This is a genomic window from Bacillus salipaludis, assembly GCF_004358205.1.
This window is the reverse complement of sequence record NZ_SMYO01000006.1, coordinates 19,621-33,839: the sequence shown is the minus strand read 5'-3', so window position 1 is coordinate 33,839 and position 14,219 is coordinate 19,621. Positions and strand designations below refer to the sequence as shown.

The window sequence follows — 14,219 nt, the reverse complement described above, 5'->3', positions numbered from 1 at the left end:
GAATAGTAAAAATATCTTAGAAAAGGAGTGAAAATGTTATAACGCCCTTTCAATAATGACGAAATTATTATATTATTATATTATTTTTAAAAAACAACAATATTAAATTTTTAGAAGGAGCAATTTGTATGCCACAAAAAATACCATTTTCAACGTATGCTGTCATTGGTACGATGTTGTTCGGACTATTCTTTGGTGCGGGTAATTTGATCTTCCCCATCCAGATGGGACAGCTTGCTGGTACGAACTTTTGGCCGGCATTAATCGGCTTTTTAATCACAGCCATTGGGCTGCCTTTTATGGGAATTCTAGCAATAGGTCTATCAGGAAGTAATGGCTTGCGAGATTTAGCTAATCGCGTACACCCATTATTTGGAGTCGTTTTCGCAATGGCTCTATATTTAACAATTGGTCCGTTTTTCGCGATTCCACGTACTGCAACGGTACCCTTTGTTGTCGGATTTGAACCGTATATTAATCCAGCGCACACTAGTCTTTATCTCGGACTCTTTAGCTTTTTATTTTTTGCAATTGTTTATTATTTTTCATTAAATCCTGCAAAAATTATGGACTATATTGGCAAATATTTAACACCAGCGTTTTTAGTATTTTTATTCGTGTTAATAATCATTGCCATTGTCAAACCAATGGGTCACTTCGGTAAGCCGACGGGTGACTATAGCGGACTAGCTTTTATAACGGGCTTTAAAGAGGGTTATAACACAATGGATGCCCTGGCCTCCCTCGCATTCGGTATTGTTGTCATCAATGCAATCAAGAGCCAAGGCATCACCGACCGGAAATCTATTGCGAAAGCAACCTGGAAATCAGGTATTTTTGCGATGGGACTTATGATGCTTATTTACGGACTCATCACCTATATGGGGGCATCGAGTGTTTCAGCAATAGGGAAATTCGATAATGGCGGTTTGATTTTTGCGGAGGTAGCTCAGTATTATTTCGGTTCATTCGGCAACATTTTATTGGCTATCATTATCGTCCTTGCATGTTTAAAAACGAGCATCGGTCTAATCACATCATGCAGTGAATTTTTCCATGAAGTTTTTCCAAAGGTAAGCTATAAATGGTTCGTGGCAATCCTTTGTCTTGTTTCGTTCATAATCGCAAACTTCGGCTTAACGAATATCATTCAATTCGCGATCCCAGTATTAATGTTCTTGTATCCACTGGCCATAGTTCTTATCTTATTGGCACTTTGTTCACCACTTTTTGGCAATAAACGAAGTGTTTATGCAGTGACGATGCTCCTAACATTTTTTGTAAGTATATTCGATGGCTATAGCACATTAGTAAGCAGCTTACCGGGAGCTACTATTGCTTTATTCGAATCGATTAAATCGTTTTATGTAAATTATTTACCGCTTTATGATCTTGGTCTTGGATGGATCTTACCAGCAGTTGTTGGAGCCATTATCGGCAATTTGTGGCCAACACGGTTAAAAAAAATTGAAATACGATAACTAGAGAAGGGCCATCAAATCTTTGCGATTTGATAGCCCTTTTCTAATGTTTATTATTTTTATATTGAAAAACCTTTTCTTTTTCGGACAATTAAACATTAAATCTATAACCAACACCCCAAATTGTCTCGATATATTGCGGTTTAGATGGATGGAGTTCTATTTTTTCACGTAATTTTCCGATATAAACCGTAACAGTGGCAGTATCGCCCATCGAATCAAGTCCCCAGATTTTTTCAAATATATCCTCTTTGCTGAATACCTGGTTTGGATGTTTGGCCAAAAATAACAATAAATCATATTCTTTCAACGTAAATGAGATTTCTTTTTCATTTACGAACACCTTTCGAGATAACTGATCTATTCGAATTCCACGTATTTGGATTTCATCCTTTTGTCTCGTCTGGTTATCTGTGATTAATCGGTCATACCTTGATAGATGTGCTTTCACCCTGGCAACTAACTCACCGACACTGAATGGTTTCGTCATATAATCATCTGCTCCAAGTCCAAGTCCGCGTATTTTATCAATCTCCTCCTTTTTCGCGGAAACCATTAGAATTGGGATATTCTTCACTTCGCGGATTTTTCTACAAATTTCAAAGCCGTCCGTATGGGGAAGCATGAGATCAAGTATGATTAAATCATACTTCGTTTCAAGAGCCATATTGAGACCAATATCGCCTCTTGTTGCAATATCCACTTTGAACCCACTAGCTTCTAAATAATCTTTTTCTACCTCCACAATCACCGGGTCATCCTCGATGATTAAGATTCGTTTCACTTGTGCTCACCCTCCTTTGTGGTTTTTAGCAATGTAAAATAAATGCTAGTCCCTTCACCTATTTGACTTTCTGCCCAAACACTCCCCCCTTGCCCTTCAATCATTTGTTTGACAATTGCAAGTCCCAGGCCGGTTCCTCCTGTGGTTGAGTTCCTTGAAGGGTCTGCTCGGTAAAAACGATCAAAAATATGAAGTAGCGCCTCACTATCAATTCCGGGACCATTATCCTGAATGCGTACAGTAGCTTTGTCATCATAATCGAGTAATGATATCCAAATTTCCTTTTGTCCCTTATCCATATATTTTAAGCTGTTATCGATAATATTCATCAAAACCCGATACAACTTTTCGCGGTCAGCTATCACTGGAATAGGATTGTTACTGTCAGAAAAGATTATTCCGATTTTCTCCATTCTTGGGTCAGTGCGTAATTCTTCTACCCAATCACGCAAATAAGCATTTATATCCATTGATTCCAAATAAAACGGCAGTCGTTTCAAATCCAGTTTGGAAAACAGCATCAATTCATCAATTAAATGGTCCATGTCTTCTGCCTTTTTTGCAATCATATTGATATATTTATCCTGTTTTGATGCAGAATCCGCAATTCCGTCCTGTATACCTTGAACACAAGCTTTAATTCCGGTAATTGGGGTTTTTAGATCATGCGAAATATTGGATATTAGTTCTTTCCGGTTTTCTTCATACTGGATTTGAAGCTGAATTGAATCGCTTAACCGGTAACGCATTTCTTCAAACGAAGCTGCCAATTCCCCAATTTCATCCTTTCGTTTCAACTTCAACTCATATTGTAGATTACCCTCTTTTATTTGCTCAGCAGCCCGTTTTAAGGTATACATAGGTTTAATAAAACTACGGGAAACGATAAAAGTAAGAAAACCATTAGTTAGCCCAATCACGAAAAGCAGGGACAATATAAGCAATGGGAAAAATTTTCTCGCTTCGTTGAAAAAGGGGGTTAAATCAGTAATTAGGTATACAGTGCCGCTTGAGTGATTGCTAAATTTGATATTGTACTTTTCTACTGAATACCGATTTTTCCCCCAACGGACTTGTCCATTATTCGTGGTCAACTCTTGAAGCGACTGTTTAAGGTCCAGTCTGTCAACGAATGGAGAAGAGAAGGTAACTTTATGATTTTCCATGACAACTAGTCCTGAATGCAAAATGTTCATTCTTTTATCCGTATTTTTTAGAAACTCGCTGTTAGTAAATCTGTCAGGATCAGTTTGCGCCATAAATTTTACACCAGCAATCAGGTCTCGACGTTGATTCGCCATTTCCCAAAACACTGGCATTCGCTTCCCACCCCCGGTTCCTGCCATATCTTTATACAAAGTAGAAAACAGTGTCGTTACTATGAAACCAAACATGATGATGGGAATAAATGTCATAGCAAGATAAGAAAGCAATAATCTCGTTTTAATTGACATATAAAAAATCTCCTTAAAAATGGTTTAAAACCAATTCAATCCTTTTAAATTTTAGTTCATACCTTTAAGTTCATCATACCCAACATATCTAAACCATCTCTAAAACAAATCTAAAAAATGTATAAATAATGGGGTCAGACCCCTTTTATTGTCTTATACAAAATTTGAATTTAGAAACTGTCTATAAAATTCAAAAAGGTCCCATCAAAGGGACCTTTTTAAATTTCGTGAGATTACTATTGTTTTTGAGGTACTATAAAGCTTATGCATCAGTCAGGGCGGCGGTACCTTGTTGATGTTTTTTTAAAGTCTGCTGAATAGACCTCTCTGGGCTTATTCAAAAGGAATATTCAAAAAAATCCCCCTACATTCTAGCCTTTTTTGAAAGGTGCCCTTCCAATTTTTTATTTTTTACATATTTTGTTATTAACTTGTGAAGGGGGGTTCGATATTATGTCTGATGGTGTTGGTGGAGGCGGATTTGCCTTAATCGTTGTATTATTTATCCTGCTAATTATTGTAGGGACAGCTTTCATTGGTGGCGGATTTTATTAAAAAATGATTTCAATTTCTTATGAAAAGGGGGACTCCCTATGTGCTTCGGTGGATACGGATACGGAGGCGGCGGCTTCTATGGCGGCAGCACTTTTGTTTTAATCGTTGTATTGTTCATTCTTTTAATCATTGTTGGAGCAGCTTGTTTTTATTAATTAGAATAAAATCCTATTACTTTTCTAAAAAACGGGGATTTTCAAGTAGGGAAAAAGCCTGAAAAAGGCTTTTCTCCTATTACATAACGTACGTATTCTACAATTTATAAATACGTAGAAATTGGACTGGTGACCTTTTTTTAAAAAAAATAATCCTCGTTTCTTTTCCCTTAAATACAACATTGGAAACCCTTTCTTACCATGATTTACTCCCTCACGCATTAAAATATTTATCCTAAAAATTAAAAAAATATGTTATATTCAAGTAAATCAAAATTTGAGGTGAGTTCATAATGAAACTACAAACAAAGCGTGCCTATAATTTTAATGCTGGTCCCTCTGCCTTACCGATTTCCGTCTTAGAAAAAGCGCAATTGGAATTGGTTGATTTCCGTGGAACGGGAATGTCTGTCATGGAACTTAGTCACCGCAGTAAAGCGTATGAAGTAGTACATAATCAAGCAATCAGCAATTTAAGAGAATTGCTGTCTATTCCTGAAAACTATGAAGTCCTTTTCCTTCAAGGTGGAGCGAGTCTTCAGTTTTCTATGATTCCGATGAATTTTTTACAACCGGGAAAACAAGCGGCCTATGTGATGACAGGATCTTGGTCTGAAAAAGCATTCAAAGAGACCGCACTCTTCGGGGAAGCTTATCAAGCTGCATCTACGAAAGAAGACAAGTACCGCAGCATTCCTAAACATGATGAATTGCAGTATAAACAGGATGATGCCTATGTGCACATTACTTCCAACAATACGATTTACGGTACAGAGTGGAAGGAATACCCAAACACTGGAGACGTTCCGTTGATTGCCGATATGTCGAGTGATATTCTTTCTAGACCAATTGATGTCAGCAAATTTGCTTTAATCTATGCTGGTGCTCAGAAAAACCTTGGTCCATCAGGTGTAACCGTTGTGATTATTCGCAAAGATTTCCTTGAACAAGCGAACACCAATATCCCAACGATGCTGAAGTATAGCACGCATTCTAAAAACAATTCATTGTATAACACACCACCAACCTTTGGCATTTATATGCTTGGCGAAGTTCTTAATTGGGCTCGAGAGTTGGGTGGAATAGAGGCGATTGCTGAGCTGAATGAGAAAAAAGCAAAACTCATTTATGATGCAATCGATTCAAGTGAAGGTTACTATATCGGCCATGCTGAAAAGGACAGCCGTTCATTGATGAACATCACCTTCAACTTAAAAGAAGAAGAATTAGAAAAAAAATTCTTAGAACAAGCAAAACAAGAAGGCTTCGTCGGTGTAAACGGTCACCGTTCTATTGGCGGCTGCCGCGTGTCTACTTACAATGCAGTTCCTTATGAAGCTTGTAAGGCATTTAGCGATTTTATGGTGAAGTTTCAGAAGGAAAATAACTAATAAAAAATGAGGCTGCTAAATCTAGCAGTCTCATTCTTTTTCCAATACAAGCCGAAACATTTCAAACAATAAGAAGTTAAAAAAGATCCAAACTCCTCCATAGACATACCCCCCCATTATATCGCTTGGAAGAACATCAGTCGTTACAATGTTTGCTATGGTTACACATACTAATAGAATAATCCCAAATAAAGGGACTATAATCGTTGTGATATTCGCTTTCGAATGCCGGACAAGTAAAAAGATACATGTTCCATAAATGATGATGAAAATCATCGCTTTTAGGTCAGGAAAATTAGCTGAATGAAATTTCCCTACGAAACCATAAGACTGAAGGTATAGAAAGGCTTTCATGAGCAAATCATGAAAGGTCTTTGCTCCTGCGACTGTAACAACAAGCAGAAGATACTCTAATCCCCTATTCCGCCCTTTTCTCCATACCCGAATAACAGTTAACGCTATGATGATTCCAAGAAGATAAGGAAATTGTAACACTAAAAATCCCCTCATCCATCCCAAATATACCGCAGACTTAACCAGATATTCCGTTACTTCATTGAATTCTAAAAAGTCATTCGCTAGATAGTCTTGAGCAATTCCAAACATTAGGGTAACCATCCCAATAAAAGCGAGCGTAAGAAAAATAAGAAAGATTTCAGTTGCCCGAATCGTTTTAAAACGGAAGATTAACCATTTTACGAAACGAATGAAAAAGTCCTTAATTTGATTTTTATAAAAACGATACGCTAAATACCCTGCTAACAATATGGCAAAAATAATAATAAAAATAACAAAATATTTACTAGCTGCATGATGGAAAACCTGCCAGCGAGGCCCTAATACCTTTCCAAGTGTAATAAAGCAGAATCCCCAAAGGAAGGAACCAATATAAGCTGAAATAAAAAATTTTCGGAACGGCATTTTGGAAATACCTGAAATATAACCGGTGAAATGTCGAATTCCCGGTATGAAATAAGCAATGACCAACAATCTACTTCCGGATCGTTCAAACCAGGCAGCTGTTTTTCTATAACGTTCAGGTCCTAGATGAATATATTTCCCGTATCTTTCGATCAGTTTATATCCCCCTGCCCTCCCAATCCAATACGTAACTGTAATACCTGCACCACCTGCTAAAAAAACAGTCAGGAGTGCCATAATGTAATTCATTTTCCCCTGATAGACAAAATAACCTGCATAGCTCATTAAAAATTCCCCAGATATAGGCAGAGCCATGAGTTCTAGAAAAATCCCGATAAATAAAATCAGATAACTGTGTTGTTCAAATAAAGTGATTAAATGTGACATAGAAATTCCTCCAAATTTTAAGAGAAACGAACTAAACTGATTATCATCAATTTTAGTACTAACAATAATGTAGCACGATTGATAAATAGATTTGGCATTTTCATGAATTATTAATCCATTATACAGAGAACGTACAATGTTTTTATAGACCAAGCTTGCTTATTATAAATAAAATGAATTGATATTTCCCTTAATGGAAAAATAAATAAGTATCTTATTTACCTAAAATACTATTTGAGCGCTGTGGAGGAAATAAAATGGCAAAAAAGAAAGATAAATTCGCAAACTACCTAAGTAATATTTCATTAAATTTGAAAGAAAGTGCCTATTTTTTCGCTGATTACAAACTTAATAACGTCAGCGATCTTAAAATCTTCGCTGAAAAAATGAAGGAATATGAAACTAAAGGAGATACCTATGTTCATGAAGTCATCCAAGAATTAAACAATGCCTTCATTACCCAAATCGAACGCGAAGATATCCTAGCACTCACCATGACGATGGATGATGTTTTGGATGGATTAGAGCATACTTCTTCTCTTTTTGAAATGTATTCTATTACGAATGCGGACGAATTCATGCTTCAATTTGTTGAAGGGATTCGAAAATGTGCAGATGAAATCGATATAGCCATCGAATTGTTATCGTCCAAAAAACTACAACCTATTCGGGAACATTCAATCAAAATTAAAGATATTGAGTCAAAATGTGATGGAATCCTACGAAAATCCATTAAACATTTGTTCGAGGTTGAAAAAGATCCGATTCGAATTATTCAATATAAGGAAATATATGAAGAGCTCGAAGATATCGCCGATTACTGTCAATCTGTAGCCAATACATTAGAAACCATTATTATGAAGAACTCCTAATTTCAACTAAAAATAAAATTAACTGAAGGAGGATCTCATGACAATCATTGTCATCATTATCGTTCTTGCCTTAGCTTTCGATTTCATTAATGGCTTTCATGATACAGCAAATGCAATCGCCATGTCGGTTTCTACAAGAGCTCTATCACCACGGTTTGCTGTGATTTTTGCGGGTGTTTTAAATTTTATCGGTGCAATCACTTCTCAAGCGGTAGCAAAATCAATTGGCGGAAAAATCGCTGATCCCTTCCATATTGAAAACGGAATGGCCATCGTCATTGCCGCTTTACTATCTGCAATTTTTTGGAATCTGATAACTTGGTATTTTGGGATTCCTTCTTCATCATCCCACACATTAATTGGATCAGTCGCTGGAGCTGTTATTTTTGGATCAGGACTACATTCCATCAACTGGGTAGGATTCACTGACATTATTAAAGGTTTAATTATTTCACCCTTTTTAGCTTTTTTTGTAGGCTTTATTCTCATGAAAATATTAAGAGTTCTTTTCAAAAATGCGAATCCTCACCGTGCCACCCGTGGTTTTCGTTCGATTCAAGTTATAGCCGGTGGATTAGCTGCTTTTTCACATGGGGGAAATGATGGGCAAAAAACAATGGGAATTATTGTTTTCGCATTAGTAGCAGCCGGATACCAATCAACCCTTGATGTCCCTTTTTGGGTTCAGTTGATTTGCGCAGCAGCAATGGGACTTGGTACCATGATTGGCGGTATGCGGATTATTAAAACGGTAGCTAAAAAATTATTTAAAGTACAGCCCATTAATGGATTTGCCGCAGATTTATCATCCTTTGCCGTCATGCAGGGAGCAACTTTATTAGGTGTTCCCGTTTCAACCACTCATGTTGCCTCCTGTTCAATATTAGGTGTTGGATCTGCAAAGCGATTTCGAGGTGTCAATTGGGGTGTTGCAGGAAGAATGGTCATTACATGGGTGATTACATTACCGATTTCTGCTGCAATTGCTGGCATTTTCATAACCATCATAAAGATTTTTTTATAATACTTTAGTTGGTGACATGATTTTCCTCATTGACAAATCATAAAAATCCCATCTGATTTAAATTCAGATGGGATTCTTTTTGGTTCACAGAAACATCATTTATTTGAGGCCCTATTTCTTAGTATTTAATTGAAATGCATGCTGTAGGGAATCAATTTCTTTTTCTATACTTGGGAATTCACCAATTTTCGGTACATTTTTTATCACAGGAAATGTTTCTCGGTCGGCGGCATTTGCTATTGTTTCAAACACATAAAACAATTGAGCAAGAGTATCGTCACTGAGAACCGGACGTTTCGACATAAGCGAACATTTTTCCAATAAGTACCCTAGCTGTTCGATGGAAAAAATAACGGGCCAATAATACTCTAAAGCCTTTTGATTAACGGGAATCTCACCTGTTGCTGTATCATACATAGTACGTAAATTATTAAGATTCGTCCTCATTTTACTTCGCTCTCTGCTTTTTCCCGCATCAAAACCTTCTCCTTGATCAGAGAAAAGGATAAATAAAAACTGTGCCTGGCTTCTTATCGTTTTCGTGATGTTATGCGGCAGACGACTTGAAGCTGACTGCCTCCCTAGCAATAAGACCCCTAGAATACCAATCACAATTCCAATGATGACGTCAAGAATTCTGGCAGATGCATAAAAGGAAAAGCTATAGTTTCCATGACTTCCACTCTCCGCCATCAATAAAGCATTCGGCGTAAAAAACAATGCAGCTAACCCATAATTTTTGACAATAAATAGTTCTGTTATAAAGGTTAAAAGCAGAACAAAGAACGCAATCATGTATCCAGTTGGCTGTGTTGAGAGTACCAGGCTTGCTATGAGAATCCCAAGAATTGTACCAATTCCTCTTTGAATCGCCCGATGGTAGGTGGACACGATTGTAGCTCCCGACATGACCGCTACACAGGATAAAGGTATCCAATATGCCCGATTAAAGCCAAACTTATACGCGATAATGGCAGCAATCATGGTAACGACGCCAAAACGTAAGGCTGAAATGAAAACAAACGAGTTCTTATCAAAGGCTCCTAAAAAAGTCGTTTTTAGAGGTTGCTTCGACAATTCCATCTCTGGGCCTAGTTCGGTAATTGGTGTTTGCAAAATCGCTTCAGCCTCATAGATTCTTGCCCATATCGTGTTTATGGATTGATCCATGTTTTTTTGCTCTTCGTTCTTTACCCCACATTCGCCCTGGTCAAGTGATTGGGCAATATTACGAATCGAATCACCCATTTCTGGCGGCAATTTTGCATGTTCTTCTGGAATGTTTTCTAGGACAGTCATAAATATCAAATTTGCATGATTATGTAATAAAAATAATCGTTGAAAAAGGTCCGTTTTACGCCATGAAATGTATCCCGCTGTAAGCGTTTCTTCCGCTTCTTTAAAAACGGTCATTACTCGTTGTCTGGCTGCATTCAAGTGATCGGAGCCAATTGAATCAAAAAAGGATGCCAGCTCGAAATATTCCCGTTTTACCACATCTTGTTCAGGACCATGGGGATGAAAAAACCAACCGATCATGGCAATCACCCATGATAAAGCGCCGCCAAGAAAGGCAAGACCGGCACGCAGTGGAGCAAGTTCAGGTTGAACGGGCATACCTGAAGTCATCGCAAAAATTAAAACGAAAAAGATGGCGGATGGTCCTTTAATTTTTAAAGCCCCAAAAATAAAGATTCCAATACCTCCGATGAGCCCCATTAAAATAGCGGCTGCTAGTGGGTGTGGAGCTGTAACTGTTCCTAAGAACGTAACGAACGTTATCCCCAGTATGACAAAGAATAACTTTTTTGCTCTTTGAGCATAAGGAATATGAAAGACGTATAAATAAGTAAATCCCCCCATTCCGGCTAATAATCCATATTGAAAATTCCCCAGGAGTAATCCAAACATAATGGGTAACGATGCAGCCAATCCCGCGCAAAATGCTTTCAACCAAGGGAATGGCATTTTATTTACCATTAACGCTTGTCTGATAATGGAAGTTACTTTAAGAGAACCATTTTTGTTTTCTCCCATTCGGGTGGCCTCCTCTCTATGATGTTTAAGAAAACAGTAGAAAAACCAGACAGCATGCTATCTGATTTTTCCTCGTCATTGTGAATATCGTGATGTCTGTTTATATTTCCCATTTCTCCAGATGGGTATTACAATAAAATAAAAATGCGTACGCAGAACTGAATTACCTTAGCGTTTAAGTTATTAAAAAAATTGAGAATTATATTTACGAAGTCATTGAGGCTTACCAGGAACATTGATATAACAAATAGTGGGTTTCAAAATTGAAGTTTTTAAGGAGGTTTTCTACTATCGATTTCGTTCGATCAATTTCTTTGTAATAGTAATCATCATAAGCTATGCTGCCAAAAAAACATCCTGGTCTTGTCGGTAATTGTTCATGTGGATGGGTTTGTTTCGTAAGGGCTTCTATGCATAATTTATAAAGTTCCCTCAATTGGTCTTTCGTGACCTCCACCGTAAAGACAGGTTCATCTGTCCCATTATTAAGATTTTCTACAAACCAATTGTGAATCTGATTTGCCTTTCGCCAGTAAGCGACTTCCTCTAACATACTGGACCATTTGCGACCATATTCTTCAAAGTGTTTAATGTACGGTTTCAATCGTTCATAAAGCATATCCCCCTCTTCGAGTTTATGAAAGCGACCGTTTGCAAGGAGCACATCTTCAAAGTTCATTCCGTCAATCTTTGGTGCACTGAATAAATACATATCTAGCCCCATCATACATTCTCCTATTCAAAATTTTTTGGTTATTGCTAACCACAATCATCCTATCATGTTTTGAAGCTATTTTTTCAGCAAAAGTTGACAAAATATTGAATATTATTCCTATAAAGGACCTTTATTTGGTAAGTGGAAAATAAATGTTTATTTAAAATGATCTCACAAAAGCTACGGGTGTTTTCTCATAAAAAAACACTGATACTCATTGAATATCAGTGCCCTCTACCCAAAATGCGGCGATGCCTTAAAGAAGAATCGTGCTAATTGGTAACTTATATCTGAAAAATACTTTCAAGTATAGCTAATGGGCTTTCAAACCTTATCTCGAAATTGCTTCCTGTATAATAAAAAACAGGATCGGTATCTCCATCAAAATGAATGTAGATGTTTGCGATTTCCTCCTTCCCTTTCATAATCATTATTTTTCCAGTTTCATCTGTAAAAGCCTTAAAATGAAGGATGTCAAAAGAGGCTTTGACTGAATCATTTCTCTTTCGAATGACAAATCCTCTTTCACGAAAATAATCTTCAAACACATCAAGAAATTCCTGTCTTTTTTCTATGAACGCTGTCTGAACCGTTTTTTCATAAAGGTCATGATCCTTTTCCCTTAAATTAAGTAGTTCTTCCTTTTTAAAACTCATCTTTTCTTCTCCTTGGGATTTTTCAAATATAGCTATTATAAATATATGGTACTACTATTATCATGAAAAGTGTAGAATTTCAGCACCATGCCCTTTAGAAGAAAAAGGAAATCCAAAGAATCCCTTCTGTTAGATTTCCTTTTCATCATGTTTATCTAAACTTCTCTGGAAACTGCTTCACAATTCCCTCGGTCAAGATATCCCCCATATGAATCAAATGAGTTTCGTTCGTATCCGCTGTACGAACATCGCCTACCCAGTCACCTTTTAGCCGGTCAATAACCTCATCAGTAGTTAATTTTAGATGGGTATAGAACATTTCGGTTAAGACCTTTTTGGACCAATATGGATTTGCAGATGTTAAAAATGCAACAATTTCGTCCGCGTTTTGTACCCATTCTTTATTGAATTTATCAATATTAGGTTGGTCCCCCCTTCTCGCAGCATCAATAATTTTGCCTGCAATCAAAATATGTTCCTTTAAAAGAGCTGTAAATTTATTCCCTTCTTCTTCACCATAATAGGATTTAATAATGGTTCCTAAGTCTTCTTGGTTTTTAAGAAGTCTGGCCAACACTGCATCTTTATCTTTAAGATCGCTGAGTGTGGATACAATTAAACTTCTTGTCCACCATGCATGTTCAACCCAAAGCTGCTGCATGGGATATTTTAAATCAATTACTTTGGCATTAAGACAGGATGGATCTACCGGATCTCTCACTTCCGCACCGGCAAATGAAGCGGTATTTACATGGAAAACAGGAAAACGAAAATGAAAGAAATAATCGCTTTTTTCATGGATGTTTACTCCTTTATTTATTATTTTTACCATTTTAGTATTAATAAATTTTTATTCCTTATGCCCGCATCCTCCAATGCTTTACTAAACTTTTTTAAAGGAAAATCTGATATAGTAGTCTTAATGTGGAATAGAAAGGAACTTTTTTATCATGAAATGTATTTCAATTGATTTAGATGGGACACTATTAAACTCTGACCATGAAATTTCTGAAGAAAACGAAAAAACTTTAAACGAATTAAAAGCTCAAGGTCATGAGCTTATTTTAAACACGGGAAGAGCTTTGGCGGATGTCATTCAACTAAAAGCCGTGCAAAATTTGGAGATTCCTATTTTTTGTATAAATGGTTCTGTTTTGTATTCACGTACAAATGAAATGCTGTATGAGGCGACTTTGCCGATTTCCACCTTTAAAGAACTTCTTCCAATTTTGAAAAATTTAGGCGCAGGTATTCTCGTCTACACGAATCATGGCGGTTTTCCTTCCACTTTGCCTCCATTGAAAGATAAGAGTAAAGAAGAACTCGACAGGTTTTTTCAAGAATTCAATTATGATGAAATTCTTGAGCTTAAAGAGTTGAAGATCTATAAATTAATTGCTTTGGTGCACAATGACCAACTCGAAAAAGTCGATGAAATAAAAGCGACGTTAACAGGTAAATTCCCGATTACGATGGCTTCTTCCTTTCCGAATAATGTGGAAATTACGTCAGGCGAGGCTCACAAAGGAAAGGCCCTATTGAAGTACCAAAAAATGATGGGGCTGTCTTTTGATGAGATTATTGCCTTTGGAGATGGCGGGAATGACCTTGGCCAATTTGAAGTAGCGAACATTTCGGTTGCGATGGGCAATGCCCCGCTATATGTGCAAGAAAAAGCGGACCTAGTTACAAAAACAAATGATGAAGACGGTTTTGCTTATGCAGTCCGACATCTATTGCATTTAACGAACACTCCAGTTGGGCAGCATTAATCCAAAAAGCCTTCA

14 protein-coding genes are annotated in these 14,219 nt (G+C 37.0%); 7 read left to right on the top strand and 7 right to left on the bottom strand.

The window, feature by feature from the left end; genetic code table 11:
* The first annotated feature begins 128 nt into the window (after positions 1 to 128).
* On the top strand, positions 129 to 1,481 hold the full coding sequence (gene brnQ, locus E2K98_RS13245) for a branched-chain amino acid transport system II carrier protein (protein WP_133334790.1): 1,353 nt from the start codon (positions 129 to 131) through the stop codon (positions 1,479 to 1,481).
* A gap of 91 nt (positions 1,482 to 1,572) precedes the next feature.
* Here the strand turns inward: brnQ and E2K98_RS13240 are convergent, their stop codons facing one another.
* Positions 1,573 to 2,265 (bottom strand): response regulator transcription factor, encoded by a 693-nt coding sequence (locus tag E2K98_RS13240; protein ID WP_133334788.1) that lies wholly within the window; start codon positions 2,263 to 2,265, stop codon positions 1,573 to 1,575.
* Complete coding sequence (locus E2K98_RS13235) at positions 2,262 to 3,719, bottom strand: sensor histidine kinase (RefSeq protein ID WP_133334786.1); 1,458 nt, start codon at positions 3,717 to 3,719, stop codon at positions 2,262 to 2,264. Before E2K98_RS13235 ends, E2K98_RS13240 begins: the two co-directional genes overlap by 4 nt.
* Positions 3,720 to 4,172: 453 nt before the next feature.
* Between E2K98_RS13235 and E2K98_RS13230 the strand changes: the two genes are divergently transcribed.
* The 3 genes from E2K98_RS13230 (at position 4,173) to serC (ending at position 5,820) form a co-directional block, all read left to right on the top strand.
* Positions 4,173 to 4,274, top strand: coding sequence for a YjcZ family sporulation protein (locus tag E2K98_RS13230; protein ID WP_133334784.1), 102 nt, complete (start codon positions 4,173 to 4,175; stop codon positions 4,272 to 4,274).
* A 38-nt stretch (positions 4,275 to 4,312) separates the two neighbouring features.
* Complete coding sequence (locus E2K98_RS13225; RefSeq protein ID WP_133334782.1) at positions 4,313 to 4,429, top strand: YjcZ family sporulation protein; 117 nt, start codon at positions 4,313 to 4,315, stop codon at positions 4,427 to 4,429.
* 293 nt (positions 4,430 to 4,722) lie between these two features.
* Positions 4,723 to 5,820 carry a 3-phosphoserine/phosphohydroxythreonine transaminase gene (serC, locus tag E2K98_RS13220; protein WP_133334780.1) on the top strand — a complete coding sequence of 366 codons (1,098 nt, stop codon included), beginning with the start codon at positions 4,723 to 4,725 and terminating at the stop codon, positions 5,818 to 5,820.
* Positions 5,821 to 5,850: 30 nt separating this feature from the next.
* Here the strand turns inward: serC and E2K98_RS13215 are convergent, their stop codons facing one another.
* Positions 5,851 to 7,128 carry a VTT domain-containing protein gene (locus E2K98_RS13215; RefSeq protein ID WP_133334778.1) on the bottom strand — a complete coding sequence of 426 codons (1,278 nt, stop codon included), beginning with the start codon at positions 7,126 to 7,128 and terminating at the stop codon, positions 5,851 to 5,853.
* 257 nt (positions 7,129 to 7,385) lie between these two features.
* Between E2K98_RS13215 and E2K98_RS13210 the strand changes: the two genes are divergently transcribed.
* Both E2K98_RS13210 and E2K98_RS13205 read left to right on the top strand, forming a co-directional pair.
* Positions 7,386 to 8,000, top strand: a complete 615-nt coding sequence (locus E2K98_RS13210) for a DUF47 domain-containing protein (RefSeq protein ID WP_133334776.1) — start codon at positions 7,386 to 7,388, stop codon at positions 7,998 to 8,000.
* Between the two features lie 37 nt (positions 8,001 to 8,037).
* Positions 8,038 to 9,024 carry an inorganic phosphate transporter gene (locus E2K98_RS13205; protein WP_133334774.1) on the top strand — a complete coding sequence of 329 codons (987 nt, stop codon included), beginning with the start codon at positions 8,038 to 8,040 and terminating at the stop codon, positions 9,022 to 9,024.
* Positions 9,025 to 9,135: 111 nt separating this feature from the next.
* Here E2K98_RS13205 and E2K98_RS13200 read toward each other — a convergent pair whose 3' ends face one another.
* The 4 genes from E2K98_RS13200 to E2K98_RS13185 form a co-directional block, all read right to left on the bottom strand.
* The gene (locus E2K98_RS13200; RefSeq protein WP_133334772.1) at positions 9,136 to 11,061 is read right to left on the bottom strand and encodes an FUSC family protein; all 1,926 of its coding nucleotides are present in this window, start codon (positions 11,059 to 11,061) and stop codon (positions 9,136 to 9,138) included.
* A 223-nt stretch (positions 11,062 to 11,284) separates the two neighbouring features.
* Positions 11,285 to 11,785, bottom strand: a complete 501-nt coding sequence (locus E2K98_RS13195) for a hypothetical protein (protein WP_133334770.1) — start codon at positions 11,783 to 11,785, stop codon at positions 11,285 to 11,287.
* A gap of 275 nt (positions 11,786 to 12,060) precedes the next feature.
* Positions 12,061 to 12,432 (bottom strand): hypothetical protein, encoded by a 372-nt coding sequence (locus E2K98_RS13190; RefSeq protein WP_133334768.1) that lies wholly within the window; start codon positions 12,430 to 12,432, stop codon positions 12,061 to 12,063.
* Between the two features lie 151 nt (positions 12,433 to 12,583).
* Entirely contained in the window at positions 12,584 to 13,264 is a 681-nt protein-coding gene (locus tag E2K98_RS13185; protein ID WP_235824806.1) for a glycosyltransferase, read from the bottom strand.
* Between the two features lie 118 nt (positions 13,265 to 13,382).
* On the opposite strand from E2K98_RS13185, the gene E2K98_RS13180 reads away from it, so the two are divergent.
* The gene (locus E2K98_RS13180) at positions 13,383 to 14,204 is read left to right on the top strand and encodes an HAD family hydrolase (RefSeq protein ID WP_133334766.1); all 822 of its coding nucleotides are present in this window, start codon (positions 13,383 to 13,385) and stop codon (positions 14,202 to 14,204) included.
* Positions 14,205 to 14,219: the final 15 nt, after the last annotated feature.